The organism is Chitinilyticum piscinae (assembly GCF_015223195.1).
Classification (GTDB): Bacteria; Pseudomonadota; Gammaproteobacteria; order Burkholderiales; family Chitinibacteraceae; genus Chitinilyticum; species Chitinilyticum piscinae.
In genome coordinates, this window is the sequence record NZ_JADFUA010000004.1 from 68,435 (window position 1) to 93,256 (window position 24,822).

Below are 24,822 nucleotides of genomic sequence, written 5' to 3' on the forward strand. Positions count from 1 at the left end.
CATCATGGCAGTCAGTCAATTCCGTACGCTCCGCGCCGCGGCCATCCAGATGATTTCCGGTGGCGATGTTCCGAGCAATCTCGCCGATGCCGCACGCCTGCTAGAAAAGTCCTGCGCTGCAGGTGCGGAGCTGGCTGTCCTGCCTGAGTATTTCGCCATTCTGGGCGCACGCGATACCGATAAACTGGCGCATGCGGAACCCTATGGTGAAGGGCCCTTGCAAACTTTCCTGAGTCAGCAGGCTCAAAAGCTGGGTATATGGCTGGTTGGCGGCACAATTCCGCTTTGCAGCGATATCCCCGGCAAGGTATTTAACAGCACGCTGGTGTATGACCCGCAGGGTAACTGTCAGGCACGTTATGACAAGGTGCATCTGTTCAACTTTGACAGTGGCAGCGAACGTTTTTGTGAATCGGCCACGATTGCGGCAGGCGCGCGTGCCGTGCTGGTTGATACCCCGTTTGGTCGCATGGGGCTGGCGATCTGCTATGACTTGCGCTTTCCGGAGCTGTTCCGCCAGGAGCAGGCTGATTTTTGGGTGCTGCCGGCGGCGTTCACTGCCACGACCGGACGCGCGCACTGGGAGGTGCTGCTGCGCGCACGCGCCATCGAGAACCAGTGCTTCGTCATCGCCAGCGGACAGGGGGGCAGGCACGCCAGCGGTCGGGAAACCTTTGGTCACAGCATGCTGATCGATCCTTGGGGGCAGGTGCTGGAGTGTCTGGATACGGGCGCAGGACTGGTGGTGGCTGAGCTTAAAGCCAGTCAGCTCGAGCGCACCCGTCGCGTGTTGCCTGCGCTTGACCACCGGCGCCTGTAACATCTGTGGTCTAATGCGTCTTTCTCCCGCTTTATTTTCAGATTGAACTCCGGTTTGCCGATGACCCATCTCGAACTTGCCCGCCAGTCCCTGCTGGTTCCGTTTTCTCTTGACGATGCCGCGCTTGACCGTGTGTTTGCCAGCCTGCTGCAACACGATGTCGATTATGCCGACCTGTATTTCCAGTATTCGCGCAGCGAGGCGTGGAGTCTGGACGAAGGTATCGTCAAATCTGGTTCGTTCAATATCGACCAGGGCGTCGGTGTGCGGGCGGTCTCCGGCGAGAAAACCGCGTTCGCCTATTCCGACGACATCAGCCTGAATGCCTTGCTGCAGGCGGCCGAGGCCACGCGCGCAATCGCGCGCCAGGGCGGCAGTCGCAGTGCCGGCTTGCGCCGCGGACTGGCCGGGCATGCACTGTACGGCGTGGATGATCCGCTGGCGAGCCTTGATTCTGCCGCCAAGGTCGCCTTGCTGGAGCGCCTTGAACAGATGGCTCGCAGCCTGGATTCGCGGGTCGTACAGGTCATGGCCAGCATCGCCGGCGAACACGAACTGATTTACGTTGCTCGCCATGATGGCGTACATGCGGCTGATGTACGCCCGCTGGTGCGCGTGTCGCTGCGCGTGATTCTCGAAGACAGCGGTCGGCGCGAGCAGGGGAGCAGCGGCGGCGGTGGACGCTTCGATTATGCGTATTTCACCGATGATGTTCTGCTGGATTACGCCAAAAAAGCCGTCGATCAGGCGCTGCTGAACCTGCAGGCGCGGCCGGCGCCGGCTGGCGAGATGACGGTGGTGCTGGGTGGCGGCTGGCCGGGCATTCTCTTGCACGAAGCCATCGGCCACGGGCTGGAGGGGGATTTCAATCGCAAGGGTAGCTCGGCATTTAGCGGGCGGATCGGTGAGCGGGTCGCGGCCAAGGGGATTACGGTCGTTGATGACGGCACGCTGGCCCAGCGGCGCGGCTCGCTGAATATCGACGATGAAGGTAATCCGACCCAGCGCACCGTGCTGATCGAGGATGGCATTCTCAAGGGGTATCTGCAGGACAGCCTCAATGCCCGCCTGATGAATACCGTTAGCACCGGCAATGGCCGGCGCGAATCGTATGCGCACCTACCGATGCCGCGCATGACCAATACCCTGATGCTGGCCGGCGAGCACGATCCGCAGGAAATCATCGCGTCAATAGATCGCGGCCTCTACGCGGTGAATTTCGGCGGCGGCCAGGTCGATATCACCAGTGGCAAGTTTGTATTTGATGCCGCCGAAGCCTGGTGGGTCGAGGGGGGCAAGCTGCAGTATCCGGTGAAGGGCGCAACCCTGATCGGCAACGGGCCGGATGTGCTCACGCGCGTGTCGATGATCGGCAACGACCTGCAGCTCGACCCTGGCGTGGGAACGTGCGGCAAGGATGGCCAGAGCGTGCCGGTAGGGGTCGGACAGCCCACACTGCGTGTCGATGGGGGCTTGACCGTTGGTGGCACGGGCTGACACAGCTTGTCATCTTTTTTTCGGGGGCACTTGCAACTTTTTCCCGCCGCCGGCATCTTAAGTCCTGAGGCGGGCTATTGATCCGCCGTTTATCTCAAGGAGAAGCTTTCATGCAATTCAATCCTGCGACCTACGCCAGCCAGTCCATGGCCGTAGACCGCAACCGCGTGTTGCGCAATACCTATGCCCTGCTGGCTCTGACGATGATCCCCACAGCCATCGGTGCCGTGATCGGCATGAGCATGAATTTCCATTTGTCCGGCTGGGTTGGCATGCTGGTGTTCTTTGCCGTGGCGTTCGGCAGTTTTTGGGCGATTGAAAAGACCAAGCACAGCGCGATGGGTGTCGTACTGTTGCTGGCCTTCACCGGATTTATGGGCCTCTGGCTGTCGCAGATTCTGCAGGTTGCACTGCGCTTCAGCAATGGTGCGCAGTTGATCGGTACGGCCGCTGTCGGCACTTCGGCAATCTTTTTCACACTGGCGACCATCGCCACCGTGACCAAGAAGGATTTCAGCTTCCTTAGCAAATTCCTGTTCATTGGCTTGGTAATGGTGATTCTGGCTGCCGTTGCTAATATCTTCTTCGCCATTCCGGCGCTGTCGCTGGCGATCTCCGCTGCTTGTGTGCTGATCTTCTCGCTGTACATCCTGTACGACGTGAGCAATATCGTGAATGGCGGCGAAACCAACTACATTAGTGCGACGCTGAGCCTTTATCTTGATATCTACAACCTCTTTACCAGCCTTCTGCATCTGCTGATGGCGTTTACTGGCGATCGCGATTGATTGACGCGCCTGCAACAAAAAACCCGCCAGCAGGCGGGTTTTTTGTTGCAGGCCTTTCCTGGAAGGCAGGATGGCCGGCTCACTACTGGCCGATATAGAGCGATCTAGGGCTTATCCCGGCGCTCGATCACGGCCTGTGCCAGGGTGGCCGGATCAGCATGCTCCAGTTCTCCACCAACCGGCAGACCGCGGGCAATGCGGCTCACTTTCAACCCCCGCGCCCGCAGTAGTTCGCTGAGGTAATACGCCGTGGCTTCGCCCTCGGTGGTGAAGTTGGTTGCGAGAATGACTTCTTCGATTTCACCGTCCAGTGCGCGGCTGATTAGCGGTCGCAGTGCGATGTCGTTGACACCGACGCCGTCCAGCGGGCTTAGCCGCCCCATCAGGACGAAATAGCGCCCTTCAAAGGCGCGCGTGGCTTCGATGGCCCACAGATCGGTCGGCATTTCTACCACGCACAGCTGGCTGTGATTGCGTTGCTCATCCTGGCAGATTTCGCAGACGTCAGTTTCGGCAAAGGTATTGCACAGCCGGCAGTGCTGCAGACGCCCCTGCGCATCGATGATGGCCTGGGCTAGCTGCACCGCACCGGCCGGATCGCGCTGAACCAGATGAAAGGCCATGCGCTGTGCCGATTTGGGCCCCACCCCGGGCAGGACTTTTAGCGCGTTGATCAGGGCCTGCAGGGAAGGGGGGGTCGACATAATGGTGGGGTATCCGGCTGCAGGCTATCGTATAAATGACCTGCAGCCTTGTTGGTTGGGGGGTATATCAGGCGTCTTTCTTGATGACGATCTTGGGGAAACGGCTGGAGAAATCCTGTGCCTTTTCGGCGACCTTGATGGCAACCTTGCGGGCGATCTCACGGTAAATGCCGGCGGCCTTGCCATCCGGATCGGCAATCACCGAAGGGCGGCCACTATCGGCATTTAGCCGGATCGAGAGCTCCAGTGGCAACTGGCCCAGCAACTCGGTGTGATAATCCGCACTCATTGCCGCACCGCCACCTTCGCCGAAGATCGGTTCGGCGTGACCGCAGTTGGAGCAGATGTGCATGCTCATGTTCTCGACCAGGCCCAGAATCGGCACCCCGACCTTCTCGAACATCTTCAGACCCTTGCGCGCGTCCAGCAGGGCAATATCCTGTGGCGTAGTCACAATCACCGCCCCTGTTACGGGCACCTTCTGGCTGAGGGTGAGCTGGATGTCGCCGGTACCCGGCGGCAGATCGATGATCAGATAGTCGACATTGTCCCAGTGTGTATCGTTCAGCAGCTGCATCAGCGCCTGGGTCACCATCGGGCCGCGCCAGACCATGGGCTGTTCGGTATCGATCAGAAAACCGATGGACATCACCTGGATGCCGTGGCCGCTGACCGGCTTGAGATGTTGCCCATCCGGAGACTCGGGCTGCTGCCCGGCCACGCCCAGCATGGTGGGTTGTGACGGTCCGTAGATATCGGCATCGAGCAGGCCAACCCGTGCCCCCTCGGCGGCCAGTGCCAGCGCCAGATTGGCGGCTGTCGTCGATTTACCGACTCCTCCCTTGCCGGACGCGACGGCGATGACATTCTTCACGCCATTGAGCAGCGGCACCCCGCGTTGTACCGCATGCGCAACGATCTGACTGCTGATGCCCAGTTTCACATCGTGAACCCCATCCAGTGTCTGCAAGGCTGCACTGAACTGGGCGTGGATGGCCGGATGCAGGCTGGCTGCCGGATAGGGCAGCACGACCTCCAGGCTGACGGTATCGCCTTCGAGGCGAAGATTGCGCAGGCATTTGGCAGACGCATAACTGCGTCCGGTCTGCGGGTCGATCAGTTCGGCAAGGCGTGCCTGTACGGTATCAATGGAGGCCATCGGCGATCCCGGTAATGTGTGTGGTCGTAATTGTGCAACAGATGGGGGCACAAGGGGGCGGCTTCAATCCCCTGTACCGCAACTTGCAGGCCATCTGCCTGCCGCCTCGGCTATGATGAAATCCGGAAACATCAGGGTGGTAAGGCATGCAGAAATCACTGGCCGGCGGCCGGTTCACCGTCGAGAAGAAGCTGGGGCAGGGCGCGCAGGGTCTGGTGTATCTGGCAACTGACGAACAGCTCAGGCGCCGGGTCGCCATCAAGGTGCTGCACAGCCAGGGCGAGAGCGCGCTGGCTGAAGCGCGGGTGGTGAGCAAGCTGCAGCACCCCAATATTGTCACCCTGCACGACGTCTTTGCCGAGACTGGCCATCCCTGCCTGGTATTTGAATATGTCGAAGGGCAGACACTGGCAGATGTGTTGCGTGCCAGCGGGCATCTGCCTGCGATCGAAGCTGTGCGCCTGCTCCTGCCGATACTGGACGGGCTGGCCTTGGCGCATGCGCAGGGGATGGTGCATCGTGACATCAAACCGCAGAACATCATTCTTGATCAGCGCAAGTCGCCACGGTTGATGGATTTTGGTGTCGCCACGCCGCGCAAGACCGGCAGTGCCGGCATCAGCGGGACGGTGGGTTATATCGCGCCGGAAATCCTGCAGAATCTGCCGGTCGATGCGCAGGCCGATGTGTTCGCCGCGGGAATGACGCTGTATCAGTTGCTGACCGGACGGCTGGCCGCCGAGGGTGATTCGCCCTTTGTGATCCTGCAGCGCACGCTGAGTTCCCCATTCGTGCCGCCTTCGACGCTGCAGGCCGGTATCGATGAGCGGCTCGACCAGATTGTTATGACCGCCCTGTGCAAATCGGCGGATGAGCGCTATGTGGACGCTGCCGCATTTCGTGATGCACTGGCGGCGTGGCTGGAGCGCCCCGAGGCTGCCGCAGGCGCTGCAGCCGAAGATGCCGCGGCCCGGCACAGCACGCTGGAGTTTCTGCTGCGGCGCATGCGCCATACTGCCGATTTTCCGGCGCTGTCGCAGACCATCAGTGCGATCAACAAGATCGACGAGGCTGATACCGAACGGCTGCAAAGCCTTTCCGAAGTCATCCTCAAGGATTTTTCACTGACGAACAAGCTGCTGCGCATCGTCAATTCCGCAACTTACGGGCAGTTCGGCGGCACCATCAGCACCGTGTCGCGGGCGATCGTGATTCTGGGCTTCGACAATATCCGCAATCTGGCGGTTACCCTGCTGCTGTTCGAGCACATGCACAACCGCAATCAGGCGGTGAAGCTGCGCGAAGCCGTGCTGCACGCTTTTTTCGGCGGCTTGCTCGCGCGCATGCTGGGGCAGAAAGCCGGCTGGCGCGAGGCCGAAGGCGTGATGATCTGTGGCATGTTCCAGCACCTGGGGCGGTTGCTGACTCTGTACTACTTCCCTGAAGAGAGTAACGAGATCGAGCGTTGCAGCCAGCAGCAGGGTATTAGCGATATCCTTGCCGCAGAGCGCGTACTGGGTATCAGCTATCGCGAACTGGCGCTTGGTGTGGTGCAGAGCTGGAATTTCCCCGAGCGCATGGTTCACAGCATGCGCCCCTTGCCGGATAACACCATCCGCGAGCCGCAAAATACCGGCGAGCGATTGCGGGTTTTTGCCAATCTGGCCTACGAGTTGCTGCCCTGCCTGGATCTGACCGACAAGGATCTGCCGGTTTTCATGGCGCGGCTGGTGCAGCGGTTTGCACCGGCGGTTAGCCTGCATGCCAATGACTACGAAAAGGTCATGCAGGAAACGGCCAAGCAGTATTTGGATTACATGTCATTGCTGGGAGTGGATACTACCGGCTCGGCCTATGCCAAACGCCTGGCAAAACTCGCTGGTGTCCCCCTCGCACAACTGCTTGCCACCCGGGATGCTGAAGGGGACACCCTGACCAGTATCCGCCTCGAAACCCCGCCGGTCGAGGAAGTGGTCTCCCCCCAGCAGATTACCAGCCTGCTGGCCGCCGGTGTTCAGGACATCACCAATACGCTAGTGGGCGAATTCAAGCTGAATGATCTATTGCGGATGATTCTGGAGACCATGTTCCGCAGCGTCGGCTTCGAGCGAGTGCTGTTCTGCACGCGGGATGCCAAGACCAACCGCATGCTGGCCAGATTCGGCTTCGGCCCGGATATCCAGCGCATCGTACCGGTTTTCGGTTTTGATCTGGGCGGAGTGAATGATGTGTTCCAGCTGGTGGTGGCCCGCAATGCCGATGTCCTGATCGAGGACATTGATGCCGAGTCGATCCGCAACCGCATTCCTCAGTGGTACCGCAGCAGTATCCACGCACGGACGTTTATTGTGTTGCCGCTGGTCATCGACAAAAAGCCGGTCGGACTGTTCTACGGCGATCGCAGCGATGCGCATGCACTGCAGATCCCGCATGACCAGCTCAACCTGCTGAAAACGATGCGGAATCAGGCCATTCTGGCTGTCAGGCAAAAGCAGACAGGGGGGTAGTGGATATAATTTGTGCGCTGCACAAAAAAAGATTGACAGCGGCATCCGTAGCGTTAGAATGGATTCTGATGATGCACTGCACAAAGGAGATCCCATCATGTACAACGCACAACAATTCGCCGAATTCAATCAGGCCAACATCGAAAAAACCCTGCGTCTGACCAATATCGCTCTGGCTGGCGCTGAAAACCTGCTGCAACTGCAATTCAGCCTGGCTCGCGATCTGATTGCCGAGAATGTCGAAACGGCCAAGGCGCTGTCCAATGCCCGTTCCGCCCAAGATCTGGTTGAGCTGCAGAAGACCCTGAGCCAGCCGGCGGTTGGCAAGTCGCTGAATCTGGCTCGCACCGTTTTCGATGCTGCCAGCAACACCCAGCAAGAAATCAACAAGCTGGTTGAAGAGCAAGTTCTGGAGTTCAACAAGAACCTGCTGTCCAGCTTGGATCAGGCTGTTGCTCAGGCTCCGGCCAGCGGTGCTGCAGTATCCGTACTGAAGAACGTGGTTGAAACTGCCAACACCGCTTACGATGCACTGAACAAGACCGCCCAGCGCATCAGCAGCAACATCACCGAAGCCACCGTGGCTGCTGTTGAAAGCGGTGCCAAGGTTGCAGCCAGCGCCCGCAAAGGTGCCTGATCGCTGTAGCAGGAAACAAAAAGGAGCCGCGAGGCTCCTTTTTTATTGCTTAGAAAATTGGCCTTGCGCGATGTATGTCGCCACAAGTAGTGACTGGTATGGCCTTGCTGGCGATACCTGTCTGCTTAGCGGAAGTAATTCAGCACCCCTTCCAGGCCGACACGGTTGATAGCAAATGGAGCTTCCGCCACTACCTTCGGCTTGGCATGGCAGGCCACGCCAAAGCCGGCCTCGTGCAGCATGGGCAGGTCGTTGGCGCCATCGCCCATGGCCACGACCTGTTCCGGACGCAAGCCCAGTTCCTCGCGGTAGGCAATCAGCTCGGACTTTTTGCGTTGGGCATCGACGATGTCGCCATCAACACGGCCGGTAAGTTTGCCGTTCTCGATCTCCAATACGTTGGCGATGGTACGGCTCAAGTCCAGGCGATCACGCAGCCGGTCGGTGAAAAAGGTAAACCCGCCCGAAATCAGCAGCGTTCTGGCGCCGGCAGCCTGAAAGCCCTTCAGCATTTCCTCGGCGCCCGCCATCAGTTGTAGCCGTTCATCGTAAACACGCTGCAATGCGCCGGCCTCAAGCCCTGCGAGCAATGCCACCCGGCGGGTGAGTGATTCGCGGAAATCCAGCTCGCCACGCATGGCAGCTGCGGTGATTTCGGCGACCTGCGGCTTGATTCCCACCATGTCGGCAATTTCATCGATGCATTCGATGGTGATCAGCGTCGAGTCCATATCCATGACAACCAGGCCGATATCACGCACGCCGAGGTCTTCCGGAATGAAGGCAAAATCAAGTTGATTCGACTCGCAGAAATCGGCGACGGCTTCTTTATTGGCAAGCTGGGCCCCCAGCAGTTTGAAAGCCTGCTGGCTGATGGCCTGGATTTCATGAGCGTCGGAAAGACGCGCCAACTGTTTCAGATCCTGGGTGGCAATTTCGGGGGCCTGGACAACAAGACGGTGCATGATCGGCAGAGGGTGGTCAGCAAAGACCGCGATTCTAGCAAACTCGCCAGCTGGTGTCGGGCTTTTAGCAGGTCTCGTCAGTGGTTTGTCCTGCCTGTTTCCGACTGGCCTGCCAGGACAACAGTGCGCCGCCGGCTGCTGCAAGCATGGCCCCCAGCAAGGTATCGATAACACGATACTGGAGCAGGGTAAGGGCTTGTGGAACGCTGCCCAGCAGCAAGCCGAGCAGCATCAGCAGGGTTAGTGTCGAGCACAATGCAAACCATGCCATGCCGCGGGAAAAGGCATAAGGCAGACCCATCCCAAGCAAACAGGTCAGCAGGGCAAATCCTGATGGTGCAGGCTGGAGCTGGTAGATTGCCAGAGCCAGCAAGGCGGCCGTACAGACAGCCACCAGACGCTGCCAGAGCATGATGAAGGTGCGCTGGTGATCGGGGCGCAGGACCAGCAAGGTGGTGATGCCCACCAGTGCCGGATTGAGCAGGTGCAGGCTGGTGGCCAGCAGCATGCCGCCGGCTACGGCGAAGGTCAGGATCAGACCGAAGCTGAGGCCCGCAAAACGGCCAGCTACCCCTGCCTGCAAGTCATGACGCCAGTAGGGGGCCTCAGGCAGCGCGGTGGGATTGTGCTGCCGGGGCGCAAACAACAGGCTCAGCAGCATGGTCCAGATTGCACCGATGAAAACCCAGTGCAGCTCTGCCAATGGCAGCTGCAGCGGAACTTTGCCCAGCAGATAGCCAATGCCGGCGTAGCGCAGATGGAATTCCAGTGCGATCCCGGCATTGAAGGCAAATCCCAGTGCGATAAAGCCAAGTAGGCCCAGCCACCAGAGCAGCATATGGTTCTGGCTGGCAAAGTAGCCGGCAAGAAATCCCGCAGAGAGCACTATAATGCCCAGCAGCATGTTTTCAAGCCGCTGCTGCTTGCGCTCGCCCATGTCCAGCAGCAGCGTATAAAACACACCCAGTCCCAGTAGTGCTGCGGGCAGCGGCTGCCTGCTGATGGCCAGAGCGACAACCGGTACACCCAGCAGCAGCAGATTCAGTATGATGCGCTGGCGTTGCCAGGGAAGATCATTCGGTTTCAGGTGGGTGATCAGACTGTGTAGAGACATGCTGGACAGACGGGCTGGAGAGGATGACCGCATTGTCGGTGATGCAGTCCTCGCCGTCATGCAAACAAAGCACATTGGCCATTATGTACGTTGCTGAAGATTCATGCGGGCAGCTGAAACCCCAGTTGCGGCAGGCGTGCTGCCACATCACGCAAGTCATGAACGCTGAGGTAACCCGGCCCGCAGCATTCGGCTGTCGAGTCGCGGTTAAGCCAGATGGCCGAAATGCCGAGCCGCGCCGGAATCCGGACGTCGCGCTGGAGGTCGTCACCGATCATGAGGATCGAGTTGACCGGTAAAGCCACCTGCTTGAGCAGCTTGTGCCAGTACTGCGGCGTATCCTTGCTTGCGCCAAGATTGCGGTAGCAGAACACCGGATCGATCAGGTGACCAATTTCCGCACGCTGCAGCGCTGCACGAATCTGGACTTCGGTGGATACCCGGGCGCCCGTGGCCAAGCCGCAGCGGATGCCGGCAAGCTGCAGCAATGCCAGCAACGCCTTCGCATCGGCAAAGGCGTCTACTTCCGGCCATTCGCACATCGGGGCACTGCTGCGCGGATCATCGCGCATCAGTGTGTCCCCCCAGTCGAAGAGTATCAGCTGCGGAATAAGCATGGGTTGGGATGTATGAGGCTGCAGGCTAATCAAGCAGCTGATTGCAGTTCGATACCCCTATGCCCCATGGCACTTCTTGAATTTTTTGCCGCTGCCGCAAGGGCAGGGATCGTTGCGGCCTACCTTCGGTTCCTCGTGCACCACGGTTTCAACCTTGCCGACCTTGGCTTCCAGCCAGAAATAGAGAATATCTTCGATCAGCCATGGCAGCTCGGCTAGCCGTGTTTCACGTCCCTTGATACTGAGCTGGTCTTCTTCGTTTTCCGGATGATGCCCCAGCTCCAGCATCAGGATTTTCGCAATGGTGTCGAAGAAGGCTTCATCCTCATCCAGTGCTGTCTGCCAGGCTTCTTCGCGCAGCAGCATGCCGGCGCGGAAGCCCGACGCCCAGTAGGCGCCTAGGCTTTCCTGCCATTTTTCATCGACGCCTTCGTCTTCCAGAATCAACGGGTAATACAGCGGCTCTTCGCTGACACGTTCGCGGGCACGGATGGAAAAAGCCTGTGCCACGGTGTCGGCATGCCGGCGCAACAGATCAAGAATCTGGCTGGCTTCTGCTTCGGATTCGAATTCCGGTACCGCGCCGGCAAAAATCTGGTTCAACCATTCGTCTTCGGAAACGGCTTCCGGGCCAATGGTGATGGCGGTGAAGAGGCCATCGATCATTTCCAGATCCATGGTTTCTTCCGGGGTCTTGCCGGACATCAGGAAGTCGTTCAGTTCTTCCAGTTCGAATTCGTTGAGTTTCTTGCCCATGAATGCTGGCCTGTAGCGGGATATTAAAACGGGCGAATTATAGCCGAGCAGTGGATGTGCGGGTGTCGCGGTCGGTAACCACGCGGAAAAGCGCAAGAATTACCAAACCTGCCACGGGCGGGCGTGCCAGAATCGATGCTTCCAATCGCTGTTTTCGAAGGAGTCATTCATGCAGGGCATCTGGAAAACACTGCTGGGGACCGTGCTGGCGCTGGCTATGTTTGGCGCACAGGCTGCCAGCGAACAGAAAGTACGCACCCCGTTTATCGAAAACTGGGGGCAGGTGCCGCTGGCGCAGCTGGAGCGCCAGGCAAGCCAATATCCCGGTGTCTATTTCCTGAATGGCGCCGCTGAAGAAAAGGTGATCGCCCTGACCTTTGACGATGGCCCCAGCCAGTTCACGCCCGAGCTGCTGGATGTGCTGAAAAAACACCAGGTGAAGGCTACGTTCTTTGTTTTGGGCAAATCGGTTGAACGCAGTCCGGAGCTGGTGAAGCGGGCGCAGGCCGAGGGACATACCATTGGCAATCACTCCTGGGATCATCCCAATCTGAGCGAGATGCAGGGCGATGCCTACTGGGACAAGCAGCTCAAGCCCACCCAGGATGCACTGAAAAAGCTGCTGGGCTTCGAGCCCGCACTGATGCGCCCGCCCTACGGCTTTCTCACAGATGCGCAGGTGGCGGATCTGGGCAAGCGCAAGATGAAGGCTATCCTGTGGTCGGTTGCTTCGGATGACTGGTTCCTGATCCATACCATGACGCAAGGATCGGCGCAGGCCATTGGCAAGCAGGTGCAGCAGTACGCTCACCCGGGCGCTATCGTGCTCGCGCACGATGCCGGTGGCCGTACCCGCCAGCCGACCATTGAGGCAATGGATGCGCTGATTCCGGAGCTGAAGAAGCAGGGTTACCGTTTTGTAACCGTTGATCAGCTGCTTGGTGTAAAACCCGCCCTGTAAGCCACGCCAGACTGGCGGGAAAACGCGTACAATCCGCGCGTTTTCCCGAACTGGCCACGCCATGCGTATCCTGCTTGCTCCGATGGAGGGGCTGCTCGACCATATCCTGCGCGACATGCTTACCCGTGTCGGCGGTATCGACCTCTGCGTCACCGAATTCGTGCGCGTCTCCGGGTCGCTTTTGCCGAACCGCTGTTTCCAGCGCATAGCGCCGGAGCTGTTGACGCAGAGTCACACGCCGGCCGGAGTGCCGGTTCGGGTGCAATTGCTTGGTTCCGATCCGGTGTGTCTGGCGGAAAACGCCGCGAAGCTTGCCGAACTCAACCCCTGCGGGATTGACCTGAATTTCGGTTGCCCCGCCAAGACCGTCAACCGGCATAAGGGCGGTGCGATTCTGCTGCGCGAGCCGGAGTTGATTCATGAAATCGTTGGCGCCGTGCGTGCTGCCGTGCCTGCGCACCTGCCGGTTACGGCCAAGATGCGGCTCGGCTACGAGGATACTGGCAATGCACTGGCCTGCGCGGCGGCGATCGAAGCAGCGGGGGCTGCCGAGCTGGTCGTGCACGCACGTACCAAGGTCGATGGCTACAAGCCGCCTGCCTACTGGGAGTGGATTGCCACAATCCGTGAACATATTGCCATTCCGGTGATTGCGAACGGCGAGATTTGGACGGTGGAGGATTTTCAGCGCTGCCGTGCGATTTCCGGCTGCGACGATTTCATGCTGGGCCGGGGTATTGTCGCCAATCCGGGCTTGGCCCTGCAGATTCGCGGCGCGCAGGCGCCGAGTTGGCTGGAAATGCTGCCGCTGCTGGCCTTGTTCTGGGAAAAGGTCCAGGACACCGTGCAGCCCAAGCATCGCGCCGGACGGATCAAGCAGTGGCTGAATTACTTGCGCCGGCATTATCCCGAAGCGGAAGCCGCGTATATCGAGCTGCGCCAGATCAGCAATCCGGATGATTTTGCGACACAATTTTTTGCCGGACAGTATTTGGTCAGAAATGAATTATCTGCAGGTATCAACCTTTAATCCATGTATTTACTGGTCTGCAGAGTGATACCTTTTGCAGTATTAAGCTGATTTTGGCAAACAAAAAGCCCCGCACTGCGGGGCTTTTTGCTGGAGCAGGGGCTGCCTGATTACAGCAGGTGCTTGATCGCGTCACGCTCTTCGGACAGTTCCTTGGCGGTGGCGTCCATCTTGGCTCGGCTGAATTCGCTGATTTCCAGGCCTTCGATGATGGTGTACTTGCCGTCCTTGCAGGTTACCGGGTAGCCGTAGATCAGGTCGCTGTAGCCGTATTCGCCGTTGGCCGGAACACCCATGGTGACCCAGTCGCCTTCCGGAGTGCCCAGTACCCAGTTACGGATGTGGTCGATGGCAGCATTGGCAGCAGAGGCGGCGGAAGACAGGCCGCGCGCCTTGATGATGGCTGCGCCACGTTGCTGAACGGTCGGGATGAATTCGCTTTCCAGCCACTTCTGATCGTTGATCAGGTTCGCAGCATTCTGGCCCTTCACTTCGGCGTGGAAGATGTCCGGATACTGGGTGGCGGAGTGGTTGCCCCAGATGGTCATCTTGGTGACGTCAGTGACGGCAACGCCGGTCTTCTGGGCGATTTGGGTCAGGGCGCGGTTGTGATCCAGACGCATCATGGCAGTGAAGTTGGCCGGGTTCAGGTCCGGTGCATTCTTCATGGCGATGTAGGCGTTGGTGTTGGCCGGGTTGCCGACCACCAGCACCTTTACGTCACGCGAGGCTACGGCGTTCAGTGCCTTGCCCTGGGTGGTGAAGATGGCGCCATTGGCTTCGAGCAGATCCTTGCGCTCCATGCCCGGGCCGCGCGGACGGGCGCCAACCAGCAGGGCAACGTCGGCATCCTTGAAGGCAACCATCGGATCGTCAGTCTGAACGATGCCGGCCAGCAGCGGGAATGCACAGTCATCCAGTTCCATGACCACGCCGTTGAGCGCCGGCAGGGACGGAGTGATGTCCAGCAGTTGCAGGATGACCGGTTGATCCGGACCCAGCATGGCGCCGGAGGCGATGCGGAACAGCAGGCTGTAACCAATCTGGCCGGCTGCGCCGGTAACGGCAACGCGTACAGGTTTCTTCATGTTCATGAACTCCGAAGGCTTGGAGGGCGACACGCCTCCATTTATATAAAGCTGTCATGCCGGCGTTCGCTGCCGACTGGTGCGCGCCAGTGTATCACGCGGGCGGGCGTCCGTGATTTGAATTGTGCCATGAAATCAAAAATCGTGTTACATCTTTTGTCTTATATAAGACCTGTGCTAGACTTGCCGCCAATAACTGTGATACAAAGCGCGTATATTGATCATGAGCAAACTTGCTGCACAGCCCCTCTACCGACAGGTGCTCCGCGAAGTGATGGCGGCCATCGAGGCGGGCGAGTGGGATGAGGATGAATCCCTGCCGAGCGAAACAGACTTGGCCAAGCGCTTTGGCGTGAGCCAGGGGACGGTTCGCAAGGCACTGGATGCACTGGTAGCCGATGCGGTGTTGTATCGCCGCCAGGGGGTCGGGACGTTTGTGGCGGGGACCAGTGACTTTCTGTTGCGTGGCCTCTTTACAACACCGGCAGGTGCCGATGGGGTCAAGCCCAGTGTCGAGTTGCTGAGCTGCGTGAAGATCCATGCCGGCGAGCAACTGGCGGAGATTCTCGGGCTGCGACGGGCTGCGGCATTGTGGCAGGTTCGCCGGCTGTTGCGTGTCGGTGGGCAGGTGATTGGTCTGGAAGAAATGCTGCTGCCTGAAGCCAATTTTCCAAGTCTGGAAATGCGGCGGATCAGGGAGCTGAAGGGGAACCTTCGCGAGTTGTGCTGGCGGGATTTCGGTGTTCGCCTCAAGGACGGCCAGGTGCGTTACCGGGCTGTGCTGGCCGGGCAAACCGAAGCGCGACTCTTGATGACGGATGTGAATGAGCCATTGCTGCAGCTTGTGCGGTTGGCCGTGGATTTTGAGGGGCGCCCCCAGGTATGGAGCGTCGCCTGGCTGAGGACGGAAGAGCTGGCTTTCGAGCCACCGGTGCTTAGTCCGCAGGTTTAGGTTTTTAAATGCTGTCTTATGGGTCGGTCTTATATAAGATAGCGGATGAGAGAGGGTGGCGATGGCGACATCGCCTGATTTGTACAGAAGAGGAACGCGCGTTATGCAAAAGACACGCCCCAAGCACCTGGATCTGCGGGTAATCAAATTTCCGCTGCCTGCCATTGTGTCCGGCCTGCACCGTATCAGTGGTGCCTTGCTGGCTTTATCCATTCCCTTTGTGCTGTATGCACTGGAAGGTTCGCTGGCGAGTGCCGAGCGTTTCGAGGCGTTCCGCGCCTGTCTGGCCAATCCGCTGGCCAAGCTGCTGCTGCTGGTGGTGTTGTGGGCATTCCTGCATCACGCCTGTGCCGGCACCCGCTTCCTGTTCCTGGACATGCACAAGGGCACTGATCTGAAGACTGCCCGTGCGACCTCGATGATCGTCATGGTGGTGAGCCTCGCGCTGACTGCCGCTATCGGAGCATATGCATGGTAAATCGTCACGTTGTAGGTGCGCACTACGGGCTGCGCGACTGGCTGGTGCAGCGCGCCACCGCCGTCATCATGCTGGTTTATGCCGTTGCTGTTGGCGCATTTGTCCTGTTTGCCGCCAAGGCCGGCTACGCCGACTGGCAGAAACTGTTCTCCTGTACCTGGGTGCGCGTACTGAGTACCGTAACCTTCCTAGCACTGCTGTGGCATGCCTGGGTCGGTATCCGCGACATCTGGATGGACTACATCCAGCCGCTGGGCCTGCGCGTGACCGCGCATGTGGTGACGATCCTGTGGCTGGTAGCCAGTCTCGTTTACATGATTAAAGTTGTGTGGGGTGTTTGAGCATGGCCATTCCTGTTCGCAAATTCGATGCGGTAATTGTCGGTGCGGGTGGTGCCGGTCTGCGCGCCGCACTGCAACTGTCCGAAGCCGGCCTGAAAACCGCCGTGCTCTCCAAGGTATTCCCGACCCGTTCGCACACCGTTGCTGCGCAGGGCGGCGTATCCGCCTCGCTGGGCAATTCCGAGCCGGATCACTGGCACTGGCACATGTACGACACCGTGAAGGGTTCGGACTGGCTGGGTGACCAGGACGCCATCGAATTCATGTGCCGCGAGGCGCCGAATGTCGTGGTTGAGCTGGAACATTTTGGCATGCCGTTCGACCGCAATGCCGATGGCTCCATCTATCAGCGCCCCTTCGGTGGCCACATGTCCAATTTCGGCGAAAAGCCGGTACGCCGCGCCTGTGCTGCCGCTGACCGCACTGGCCACGCCATGCTGCATGCGCTGTACCAGCGCAATGTGCGCGCCAATACCCAGTTCTTCGTTGAATGGATGGCGCTGGATCTGGTGCGCGACGCTGAAGGCAATGTGCAGGGCGTGGTGGCCATGGAAATGGAAACCAGCGAGATCTACGTATTCCAGGCCAAGGCGACCCTGTTTGCCACGGGTGGTGCGGGCCGCATCTTTGCTTCGTCGACCAACGCTTTCATCAACACCGGTGACGGTCTGGGGATGGCTGCACGTGCCGGTATCCCGCTGGAAGACATGGAGTTCTGGCAATTCCACCCGACCGGTGTGGCTGGTGCGGGCGTATTGATTACCGAGGGCGTTCGCGGTGAAGGTGGCATTCTCCGCAATGCGCAGGGCGAGCGCTTCATGGAGCGCTATGCGCCGAATGCCAAGGATCTGGCTTCGCGTGACGTCGTTTCCCGCGCCATGGTCACCGAAATCAATGAAGGTCGTGGCTGTGGCCCGAACAAGGATCACGTGCTGCTCGACATCACGCATCTGGATCCGGAAGTCATCATGTCCAAACTGCCGGGCATCCGCGAGATTTCGATCAAGTTTGCCGGTGTGGACCCGATCAAGGCGCCGATCCCGGTTGTGCCGACCTGTCACTACCAGATGGGGGGTATCCCGACCAACTACAAGGGTGAAGTAGTGGTTGATGGTAATACCGTCCAGGGTTTCTATGCTGCCGGCGAAGTGGCTTGCGCCTCGGTGCATGGTGCCAACCGTCTGGGTACCAACTCGCTGCTGGATCTGCTGGTTTTCGGCAAGTCCTCCGGCAACAGCATGATCGACTACATCAAGGCCGCACCCAAGGATCTGCCGGAGCTGCACACCGCCGATGTGGAGCGTTCCGTCGCCCGTGTCGAGCGGTTGAACACCCAGAAAAACGGCAGCAATGTACATGAAGCCCGTTCTGCCATGCAGCGTACCATGCAGGCGCACTGTGGCGTGTTCCGCTTCAAGGATATGCTGGCACAAGGTGTCGAGAAGATTCTGGAAGTCGAGAAGCTGGTGAAGACCACCGAAATCGCCGACAAATCCAAGACTTTCAACACCGCCCGCATCGAAGCGCTGGAACTGGAGAACCTGATCGAAGTGGCCAAGGCCACCATGATCTCGGCCAATGCCCGCACCGAATCGCGTGGCGCGCACGTGCGTGATGACGCTGCCGATACGCCGGAAAATCCGAACGGCCGTGACGACCAGAACTGGTTGAAGCACACCCTGTGGCATCGTGATGGCAACCGTCTGGATTACAAGCCGGTGAACCTGAAGCCGCTGACCGTCGAAACCATCGCACTGAAGACCCGCTCGTACTAAGAGGCGCCGAGAAATGAGCATGCAAACTGTCAAATTCCGCATCTATCGCTACGATCCGGACAAGGATGCCAAGCCCTACATGCAGGACATCAGTGTCGAGGTGGATCCGAGCACCGAGCGCAAGCTGCTGGACGCGCTGGTCAAGCTGAAAGTTGTCGACGAATCGCTGTCCTTCCGCCGTTCCTGCCGTGAAGGCGTGTGCGGTTCGGATGCGATGAACATCAACGGCAAGAATGGCCTGGCCTGTATTACCGACATCGATACGCTCAAGCAGCCGATCGAAGTTCGTCCGCTGCCGGGCCTGCCGGTCATCCGCGATCTGATCGTCGACATGACCCAGTTCTTCAAGCAGTACCATTCGATCAAGCCCTACGTGATCAATGACACACCGGCGCCGGATCGCGAGCGCCTGCAAAGCCAGGAAGACCGCAAGGAACTCGACGGCCTTTATGAGTGCATTCTGTGTGCGTGCTGTTCGACCTCCTGTCCGTCGTTCTGGTGGAACCCGGACAAATTCGTCGGTCCGGCAGGCCTGCTGGCTGCCTACCGCTTTATCGCGGACACCCGCGATACCGCGACCAACGAGCGTCTGGACAATCTGGAAGACCCGTACCGCCTGTTCCGCTGCCACACCATCATGAACTGCGTCGATGTGTGTCCGAAGGAGCTGAACCCGACCAAGGCGATCGGCAAGATCAAGGAACTGATGCTCAAGCGCGTAGCGTAAGGGCGGGCAAGCACATGGACGACATTCATCTGAAACGGCTGGTGTGGCGCTCGCGCCGCGGCCTGCTGGAACTGGATCTGCAGCTGGAGCGTTTTGTGGCGGAGGTGCTACCCACGCTCTCGGATGCCGATCTGGCCGAATACGAAGCCGTCCTGCTGCTGCCGGACAATGACTTTCTCGATTATCTGAATGGCAAGGCCGACTGCCCGGATGCACAGCTCAAGCCCATGCTCGAGCGCATCCGCGCAGCACAACACTAGACTTTTCGGCCTTTGCCGAACTTCACACACAGGAGTATTTCTGCGATGGACAAGAAGGTAACTCTCTCCTACAACGGCGACCAGTCGCTTGATCTGCCCGTTCTCGATGGCACGCTGGGCCCGTCCGTAGTGGACATCCGTACCTTTGCCAAGACCGGCATGTTCACGTTTGACCCGGGTTTTCTGGCAACCGCTTCCTGCGAATCCAAAATCACCTTCATCGATGGTGACCAGGGGCAGCTGTACTACCGCGGTTACCCGATCGAGCAGCTGGCCGAAGGCGGCTCCGACTTCCTGGAAACCTGCTATCTGCTGATTTACGGCGAACTGCCGAGCAAGGCGCAGAAGGACGAGTTCGTGAAGACCGTGACCGAGCACACCATGGTTCACGAGCAGCTGACCCGCTTCTGGCAAGGCTTCCGCCGTGATGCCCACCCGATGGCCATGATGGTTGGCGTGGTTGGTGCCCTGTCGGCCTTCTATCAGGACAGCCTGGATGTTGCCAACCCGCGTCACCGCGAAGTGGCTATCTACCGCCTGCTGTCGAAGATTCCGACCATCGCGGCGATGTGCTACCGCTACAGCCAGGGCCTGCCGTTCGCCTATCCGCGCAACGACCTGAGCTACACCGCGAACTTCATGCACATGATGTTCTCCACCCCGTGCGCACCGTACGAGCCGAATCCGGTGCTGGTCCGTGCGCTCGACCGCATCCTGATCCTGCACGCCGATCACGAGCAGAATGCCTCCACCTCGACTGTACGCCTGTCCGGTTCGTCCGGCGCCAATCCGTTTGCTTGCATCGCCGCCGGTATCGCCACACTGTGGGGCCCGTCGCACGGCGGCGCCAACGAAGCTGTACTGCTGATGCTTGATGAAATCGGCTCGGTGGAAAATGTTCCGGCCTTCATGGAAGGAGTGAAGAACAAGACCCACAAACTGATGGGTTTCGGTCACCGCGTGTACAAGAACATGGACCCGCGTGCTGCGATCATGAAGCGCACCTGCGACGAAGTACTGGCCGAACTGGGCCTGCAGGACGATCCGAAGTTCAAGCTGGCCATGGCGCTGGAAAAGATTGCGCTGGAAGACGAATACTTCGTATCCCGCAAGCTCTACCCGAACGTCGACTTCTACTCCGGCATCGTCCAGTCCGCTCTGGGTATTCCGGTAGAAATGTTCACCGTGATCTTCGCGGTTGCCCGTACCGTGGGCTGGATCAGCCACTGGAACGAAATGATGTCCGATCCGGGCATGAAGATCGGTCGTCCGCGCCAGCTGTACACCGGTGCTCCGCGCCGTGACTACGTGAAGATGGCAGACCGCGGCTAATACCAAGTGCGCCACCGGCTGTATGCCGGTGGCGTTACTGCATTGACCGGAAACGGGCATCAGCTTGCGGCTTGCCCGGTACATAAAACAGGATTTACCACGGCAATGATGAAAGAACTGACAACCAATTCGCACCTGTTCGGTGGGAATGCCCCCTTCGTGGAAGAGCTCTACGAACTGTATCTGGCTGATCCCTCGGCCGTGGATGCACAGTGGCGCGGCTATTTCGACCAGCTGCAACAGACACAAGCCGGCGAGCGCGACATCCCGCGTGCACCGATCGAAGAATCCTTCCGCCAGCTTGCCAAGCAGCCGCACCGTCCGGCGGTCGCCGTTGACGAAGCGGCGACCCGCAAGCAGGTTGATCTGCTGCGCATGATTTCCGCCTACCGCATCATGGGCTCGCGCGCAGCCAATCTTGATCCGCTGCAGCGCATGGACAAGGCGCCGCTGCCGGCGCTGGAGCCGAAGACTTACGGCTTCAGCAACAGCGACATGGCATCCAGCCTAGGTACCAACATCGACAGCATGCCGCGTGCGACGGTGGGTGAAGTGGTCGGCTTCCTGAAGCAGACCTACACCGGCAATATCGGTCTGGAATACATGCACGTGACCAATGCCGAAGAGCGTGCCTGGTGCATGGATTTCTTCGAGTCACGCCGTTCCACGCCGAATTTCAGCCGTGACCAGAAGCTGCGGATCCTTAAGCAGGTCACTGCCGCTGAAACGCTGGAACAATACCTGCACAAGAAATACGTTGGCCAGAAGCGCTTCTCGCTCGAAGGCGGCGACAGCATGATCCCGGCGATGGATTACCTAGTGCAGGCTGCGGGTACTGCTGGCGTCCAGGAAATCGTGATCGGCATGGCCCACCGTGGTCGTCTGAACATGCTGGTGAACATCCTTGGCAAGCAACCGCGTGACCTGTTCGGCGAATTCGAAGGCCGTTACAGCACCCAGCTGCCGTCCGGTGACGTGAAGTACCACATGGGCTTCAGCTCGGATATCCCGACTGCAGGTGGTCCGGTACATCTGACGCTGGCGTTTAACCCGTCGCACCTGGAAATCGTGAACCCGGTAGTCGAAGGTTCGACCCGTGCCCGTCAGCACCGCCGCAAGGATCTGACCGGTGATCAGGTCATGCCCGTGCTGATCCACGGTGATTCCGCGTTCATCGGTCTGGGTACCAACCAGGGCACGTTCAACCTGTCGCAGACCCGTGGCTACGGTACCGGTGGTACTGTTCACCTGGTGATCAACAATCAGGTCGGTTTCACCACCTCCGATGTGCGTGACAACCGTTCCACGCTGTTCTGTACCGACATCGCCAAGATGGTCGAAGCACCGATCTTCCACGTTAACGGTGATGATCCGGAAGCCGTGTGCCTGGTGACCGAAGCGGCGCTGGCGTATCGCCAGAAGTTCCACAAGGACGTGGTAATCGACCTCGTCTGCTACCGCAAGCATGGTCACAACGAGGCGGATGATCCCTTCGTGACCCAGCCGATGATGTACAAGAAAATTGCTGCCCATCCGGGGCCGCGCAAGAAGTACGTCGAGCGTCTGGTCAACGAAGGCGTGGTCAGCGAAGCCGATGCCAATGCAATGATCGACGCCTACCGCGCCGCGCTGGATCGTGGCGAGCATGTCGAGCAGACCACGCTGACCGACTACAAGCGCTCCTACGCGGTAGATTGGTCCAAGTACATGGGCACGCACTGGCGCCATCCGGTCACTACCGCCGTGGGCCAGGCTGACCTGCAGCGTCTGGCCGAGAAGTTCACCAGCTATCCGGAGAACTTCAAGCTGCGCTCGACCGTCGAGAAGGAACTCAAGGACCGTCTCGAAATGGCCAAGGGCAACCTGCCGGTAAACTGGGGCACGGCCGAGCATTTCGCCTACGCGACCCTGCTGACCGAAGGCTATCCGGTGCGCATTTCCGGTGAAGATTCCGGTCGCGGTACCTTCAGCCATCGTCATGCCGTGCTGCACGACCAGAACCGCGAGAAGTGGGATCAGGGTACCTATATCCCGCTGCAGAATCTGTCGGACAATCAGGCGCATTTCCTGGTGATCGACTCGATCCTGAACGAAGAAGCGGTGCTGGCCTTCGAATACGGTTATTCCTCGTCGGCGCCGGATGAGCTGGTGATCTGGGAAGCCCAGTTCGGCGACTTCGCCAATGGTGCGCAAGTGGTAATCGACCAGTTCATCACCTCTGGTGAAACCAAGTGGGGCCGTCTGTCCGGCCTGACCATGATGCTGCCGCACGGTTACGACGGCCAGGGGCCGGAACACTCGTCCGCGCGGGTCGAGCGCTATCTGCAACTGTGTGCCGAGCACAATGTGCAGGTGCTGATGCCGTCCGAATCCGCGCAGATGTTCCATGCGCTGCGTCGCCAGATGGTGCGCCCGTACCGCAAGCCGCTGATCATCATCATGTCCAAGAAGCTGCTGCGCTACAAGGATTCGATGAGCCCGCTCGAGCACTTCACCAGCGGTGAATTCCGCACGGTGATTGCCGACAACGGCGAAGCCGATGCCAAGAAGGTCAAGCGAGTGCTCTGCTGCTCGGGCCAGGTCTACTACGATCTGCTCAATGGCCGGCGCGAGCGCGACATCAAGGACATCGCCATCGTCCGCATCGAGCAGCTGTATCCCTTCCCGACCGAAGAGCTGCAGGCCGAACTGGCGAAGTATCCGAACGCCCGCGAAATCATGTGGGTGCAGGAAGAGCCGAAGAACCAGGGCGCCTGGTACCAGATCCGCCATCGTCTCGAAGGCGTGCTGGCTCCGAAGCAGACCCTATCGTTTGCCGGTCGTCCGTCCTCTGCCTCGCCGGCCGTGGGCTATATGAGCAAGCACAATGCCCAGCTCAAGGCCTTCGTCGACGAAGCCATGACCCTGTAATCCGGTGCGGCGTCCGTGCAAGCGGGCGCCGCTTTCTGCGTTTTGCCACCCGCAGCCTGAGCAGCGGGACAACAATCCGGACTCGCGCGCCGGAATCCAAGAATAGTTGCCTCGAGCACTTTGGGAGTCGTAACCATGATCGTAGAAGTTCAAGTACCGCAGCTGCCGGAATCCGTATCCGAAGCCACCCTGATCAGCTGGAAGAAGAAAGTCGGCGAGGCCGTTGCCCGCGACGAAAACCTGATCGACATCGAAACCGACAAGGTCGTATTGGAAATCCCGGCACCGCAAGGCGGCGTGCTGGTTGAAATCGTGCAGGCTGACGGTGCTACCGTGACCAGCCAGCAAGTGATTGCCAAGATCGACACCGCGGCCACTGCTGCAGCCAGCGCTCCGGCGGCCGCAGCACCGGCCGTTGCACCGGCACCGGCAGCAGCACCTGCCGCCGCAGCCACGGGCGGCCATGCCATGCCCGCAGCCAAGAAGCTGGCGGCAGATGCCGGCGTCAACGTGGCGGATGTGGCTGGTACCGGCCGTGGCGGCCGCGTACTGAAGGAAGATGTGCAGAATCATCTGGCCAAGCCTGCTGCAGCGCCTGCCGCGGTTGCCGCTCCGGCCATCATCATCCCGGGCGAGCGCCCGGAACAGCGCGTGCCGATGAGCCGCCTGCGCCAGCGTGTGGCCGAGCGTCTGCTGCAATCGCAGTCGACCAATGCCATCCTCACCACCTTCAACGAAGTCAACATGAAGCCGGTGATGGATCTGCGCAACAAGTACAAGGACAAGTTCGAGAAGGATCACGGTGTGAAGCTGGGCTTCATGGGCTTCTTCGTGAAGGCTGCGGTTGCCGCGCTGAAGAAGTACCCGATCGTGAACGCGTCGGTTGACGGCAACGACATCGTTTACCACGGTTATTTCGACATCGGTGTCGCCGTTGGCAGCCCGCGTGGTCTGGTGGTGCCCATCATTCGTGATGCCGACAAGCTGAGTCTGGCCGACATCGAAAAGACCATCGCCGATTTCGGCAAGCGTGCGCAGGAAGGCAAGCTGGGCGTGGAAGAACTGACCGGTGGCACCTACACCATTTCCAACGGCGGCACCTTCGGCTCGATGATGTCCACCCCGATCATCAACCCGCCGCAATCCGCGATCCTCGGCATGCACGCCACCAAGGAACGTGCCGTGGTGGAAAACGGCCAAGTTGTGGTGCGCCCGATGATGTATCTGGCCCAATCCTATGACCACCGCATCATCGACGGCCGCGAAGCCGTGCTGAGCCTGGTGGCCATCAAGGACGCCATCGAAGATCCGGCGCGCCTCCTGCTGGATCTGTAATTGCGGCAAGGCAGGGCGCAAGCCCTGCCAAAATGCAGGGTATATCTCTGCAGATTGAGAAAATAAATG

The 24,822-nt window shown here is 59.5% G+C and carries 23 protein-coding genes; 16 read left to right on the top strand and 7 right to left on the bottom strand.

All coding sequences use genetic code 11. The annotated features are described in order from the left end of the window. Positions 1-4 precede the first annotated feature (4 nt). The 3 genes from INR99_RS08280 (at position 5) to INR99_RS08290 (ending at position 3,105) form a co-directional block, all read left to right on the top strand. Complete coding sequence (locus INR99_RS08280; protein WP_194115871.1) at positions 5-820, top strand: carbon-nitrogen hydrolase family protein; 816 nt, start codon at positions 5-7, stop codon at positions 818-820. Positions 821-880: 60 nt separating this feature from the next. Then, positions 881-2,317, top strand: coding sequence for a metalloprotease TldD (tldD, locus tag INR99_RS08285; protein WP_194115872.1), 1,437 nt, complete (start codon positions 881-883; stop codon positions 2,315-2,317). A 110-nt stretch (positions 2,318-2,427) separates the two neighbouring features. Beyond that, the gene (locus INR99_RS08290; protein WP_194115873.1) at positions 2,428-3,105 is read left to right on the top strand and encodes a Bax inhibitor-1/YccA family protein; all 678 of its coding nucleotides are present in this window, start codon (positions 2,428-2,430) and stop codon (positions 3,103-3,105) included. A gap of 104 nt (positions 3,106-3,209) precedes the next feature. Here the strand turns inward: INR99_RS08290 and recR are convergent, their stop codons facing one another. Beyond that, on the bottom strand, positions 3,210-3,809 hold the full coding sequence (gene recR / locus INR99_RS08295) for a recombination mediator RecR (protein ID WP_194115874.1): 600 nt from the start codon (positions 3,807-3,809) through the stop codon (positions 3,210-3,212). 67 nt (positions 3,810-3,876) lie between these two features. Further along, positions 3,877-4,968, bottom strand: a complete 1,092-nt coding sequence (gene apbC, locus INR99_RS08300) for an iron-sulfur cluster carrier protein ApbC (protein ID WP_194115875.1) — start codon at positions 4,966-4,968, stop codon at positions 3,877-3,879. 146 nt (positions 4,969-5,114) lie between these two features. On the opposite strand from apbC, the gene INR99_RS08305 reads away from it, so the two are divergent. Both INR99_RS08305 and INR99_RS08310 read left to right on the top strand, forming a co-directional pair. Beyond that, complete coding sequence (locus INR99_RS08305) at positions 5,115-7,475, top strand: serine/threonine protein kinase (RefSeq protein ID WP_194115876.1); 2,361 nt, start codon at positions 5,115-5,117, stop codon at positions 7,473-7,475. 97 nt (positions 7,476-7,572) lie between these two features. Then, a complete protein-coding gene (locus tag INR99_RS08310) occupies positions 7,573-8,112 on the top strand; it encodes a phasin family protein (protein WP_194115877.1) in 540 nt (179 codons plus the stop codon). Between the two features lie 125 nt (positions 8,113-8,237). Here the strand turns inward: INR99_RS08310 and serB are convergent, their stop codons facing one another. The 4 genes from serB to INR99_RS08330 form a co-directional block, all read right to left on the bottom strand. Further along, positions 8,238-9,080: a phosphoserine phosphatase SerB gene (gene serB / locus INR99_RS08315; protein WP_373308286.1), complete on the bottom strand. Its 843-nt coding sequence runs from the start codon at positions 9,078-9,080 to the stop codon at positions 8,238-8,240. A gap of 61 nt (positions 9,081-9,141) precedes the next feature. After that, entirely contained in the window at positions 9,142-10,191 is a 1,050-nt protein-coding gene (locus INR99_RS08320; RefSeq protein ID WP_194115879.1) for an FUSC family protein, read from the bottom strand. A 101-nt stretch (positions 10,192-10,292) separates the two neighbouring features. Beyond that, positions 10,293-10,808, bottom strand: coding sequence for an HAD family hydrolase (locus INR99_RS08325; protein ID WP_194115880.1), 516 nt, complete (start codon positions 10,806-10,808; stop codon positions 10,293-10,295). 57 nt (positions 10,809-10,865) lie between these two features. Further along, positions 10,866-11,564, bottom strand: coding sequence for a UPF0149 family protein (locus INR99_RS08330; RefSeq protein WP_194115881.1), 699 nt, complete (start codon positions 11,562-11,564; stop codon positions 10,866-10,868). Positions 11,565-11,733: 169 nt separating this feature from the next. On the opposite strand from INR99_RS08330, the gene INR99_RS08335 reads away from it, so the two are divergent. Together INR99_RS08335 and INR99_RS08340 are read left to right on the top strand one after the other, a co-directional pair. After that, the gene (locus INR99_RS08335; RefSeq protein ID WP_194115882.1) at positions 11,734-12,525 is read left to right on the top strand and encodes a polysaccharide deacetylase family protein; all 792 of its coding nucleotides are present in this window, start codon (positions 11,734-11,736) and stop codon (positions 12,523-12,525) included. A gap of 61 nt (positions 12,526-12,586) precedes the next feature. Further along, the gene (locus INR99_RS08340) at positions 12,587-13,555 is read left to right on the top strand and encodes a tRNA dihydrouridine synthase (protein ID WP_194115883.1); all 969 of its coding nucleotides are present in this window, start codon (positions 12,587-12,589) and stop codon (positions 13,553-13,555) included. 110 nt (positions 13,556-13,665) lie between these two features. On the opposite strand, the gene INR99_RS08345 is transcribed toward INR99_RS08340, so the two are convergent. After that, positions 13,666-14,643, bottom strand: a complete 978-nt coding sequence (locus INR99_RS08345; RefSeq protein ID WP_194115884.1) for a malate dehydrogenase — start codon at positions 14,641-14,643, stop codon at positions 13,666-13,668. Between the two features lie 223 nt (positions 14,644-14,866). Here INR99_RS08345 and INR99_RS08350 point away from each other — a divergent pair, with 223 nt between their 5' ends. From INR99_RS08350 to odhB, 9 genes are all read left to right on the top strand, one after another. Further along, entirely contained in the window at positions 14,867-15,595 is a 729-nt protein-coding gene (locus INR99_RS08350) for a GntR family transcriptional regulator (RefSeq protein WP_194115885.1), read from the top strand. 103 nt (positions 15,596-15,698) lie between these two features. Continuing rightward, positions 15,699-16,073 (top strand): succinate dehydrogenase, cytochrome b556 subunit, encoded by a 375-nt coding sequence (sdhC, locus tag INR99_RS08355; protein WP_194115886.1) that lies wholly within the window; start codon positions 15,699-15,701, stop codon positions 16,071-16,073. Continuing rightward, a complete protein-coding gene (sdhD, locus tag INR99_RS08360) occupies positions 16,067-16,414 on the top strand; it encodes a succinate dehydrogenase, hydrophobic membrane anchor protein (protein WP_194115887.1) in 348 nt (115 codons plus the stop codon). Before sdhC ends, sdhD begins: the two co-directional genes overlap by 7 nt. 2 nt (positions 16,415-16,416) lie before the next feature. Next, complete coding sequence (sdhA, locus tag INR99_RS08365; protein ID WP_194115888.1) at positions 16,417-18,189, top strand: succinate dehydrogenase flavoprotein subunit; 1,773 nt, start codon at positions 16,417-16,419, stop codon at positions 18,187-18,189. Positions 18,190-18,202: 13 nt separating this feature from the next. Next, positions 18,203-18,916: a succinate dehydrogenase iron-sulfur subunit gene (locus INR99_RS08370; RefSeq protein WP_028456104.1), complete on the top strand. Its 714-nt coding sequence runs from the start codon at positions 18,203-18,205 to the stop codon at positions 18,914-18,916. Between the two features lie 14 nt (positions 18,917-18,930). After that, entirely contained in the window at positions 18,931-19,176 is a 246-nt protein-coding gene (locus INR99_RS08375; protein WP_194115889.1) for an FAD assembly factor SdhE, read from the top strand. Positions 19,177-19,221: 45 nt separating this feature from the next. Then, complete coding sequence (gltA, locus tag INR99_RS08380; protein WP_194115890.1) at positions 19,222-20,508, top strand: citrate synthase; 1,287 nt, start codon at positions 19,222-19,224, stop codon at positions 20,506-20,508. A gap of 105 nt (positions 20,509-20,613) precedes the next feature. Continuing rightward, on the top strand, positions 20,614-23,418 hold the full coding sequence (locus INR99_RS08385; RefSeq protein ID WP_194115891.1) for a 2-oxoglutarate dehydrogenase E1 component: 2,805 nt from the start codon (positions 20,614-20,616) through the stop codon (positions 23,416-23,418). Between the two features lie 135 nt (positions 23,419-23,553). Then, a complete protein-coding gene (gene odhB, locus INR99_RS08390) occupies positions 23,554-24,753 on the top strand; it encodes a 2-oxoglutarate dehydrogenase complex dihydrolipoyllysine-residue succinyltransferase (protein ID WP_194115892.1) in 1,200 nt (399 codons plus the stop codon). The last annotated feature ends 69 nt before the right edge of the window (positions 24,754-24,822 follow it).

Coding starts and splice junctions, on each gene's coding strand:
- INR99_RS08280 (WP_194115871.1), top strand. CDS start 5: ATGGCAGTCAGTCAATTCCGTACGCTCCGCGCCGCGGCCATCCAGATG.
- tldD (WP_194115872.1), top strand. CDS start 881: ATGACCCATCTCGAACTTGCCCGCCAGTCCCTGCTGGTTCCGTTTTCT.
- INR99_RS08290 (WP_194115873.1), top strand. CDS start 2,428: ATGCAATTCAATCCTGCGACCTACGCCAGCCAGTCCATGGCCGTAGAC.
- recR (WP_194115874.1), bottom strand. CDS start 3,809: ATGTCGACCCCCCCTTCCCTGCAGGCCCTGATCAACGCGCTAAAAGTC.
- apbC (WP_194115875.1), bottom strand. CDS start 4,968: ATGGCCTCCATTGATACCGTACAGGCACGCCTTGCCGAACTGATCGAC.
- INR99_RS08305 (WP_194115876.1), top strand. CDS start 5,115: ATGCAGAAATCACTGGCCGGCGGCCGGTTCACCGTCGAGAAGAAGCTG.
- INR99_RS08310 (WP_194115877.1), top strand. CDS start 7,573: ATGTACAACGCACAACAATTCGCCGAATTCAATCAGGCCAACATCGAA.
- INR99_RS08320 (WP_194115879.1), bottom strand. CDS start 10,191: ATGTCTCTACACAGTCTGATCACCCACCTGAAACCGAATGATCTTCCC.
- INR99_RS08325 (WP_194115880.1), bottom strand. CDS start 10,808: ATGCTTATTCCGCAGCTGATACTCTTCGACTGGGGGGACACACTGATG.
- INR99_RS08330 (WP_194115881.1), bottom strand. CDS start 11,564: ATGGGCAAGAAACTCAACGAATTCGAACTGGAAGAACTGAACGACTTC.
- INR99_RS08335 (WP_194115882.1), top strand. CDS start 11,734: ATGCAGGGCATCTGGAAAACACTGCTGGGGACCGTGCTGGCGCTGGCT.
- INR99_RS08340 (WP_194115883.1), top strand. CDS start 12,587: ATGCGTATCCTGCTTGCTCCGATGGAGGGGCTGCTCGACCATATCCTG.
- INR99_RS08345 (WP_194115884.1), bottom strand. CDS start 14,643: ATGAAGAAACCTGTACGCGTTGCCGTTACCGGCGCAGCCGGCCAGATT.
- INR99_RS08350 (WP_194115885.1), top strand. CDS start 14,867: ATGAGCAAACTTGCTGCACAGCCCCTCTACCGACAGGTGCTCCGCGAA.
- sdhC (WP_194115886.1), top strand. CDS start 15,699: ATGCAAAAGACACGCCCCAAGCACCTGGATCTGCGGGTAATCAAATTT.
- sdhD (WP_194115887.1), top strand. CDS start 16,067: ATGGTAAATCGTCACGTTGTAGGTGCGCACTACGGGCTGCGCGACTGG.
- sdhA (WP_194115888.1), top strand. CDS start 16,417: ATGGCCATTCCTGTTCGCAAATTCGATGCGGTAATTGTCGGTGCGGGT.
- INR99_RS08370 (WP_028456104.1), top strand. CDS start 18,203: ATGAGCATGCAAACTGTCAAATTCCGCATCTATCGCTACGATCCGGAC.
- INR99_RS08375 (WP_194115889.1), top strand. CDS start 18,931: ATGGACGACATTCATCTGAAACGGCTGGTGTGGCGCTCGCGCCGCGGC.
- gltA (WP_194115890.1), top strand. CDS start 19,222: ATGGACAAGAAGGTAACTCTCTCCTACAACGGCGACCAGTCGCTTGAT.
- INR99_RS08385 (WP_194115891.1), top strand. CDS start 20,614: ATGATGAAAGAACTGACAACCAATTCGCACCTGTTCGGTGGGAATGCC.
- odhB (WP_194115892.1), top strand. CDS start 23,554: ATGATCGTAGAAGTTCAAGTACCGCAGCTGCCGGAATCCGTATCCGAA.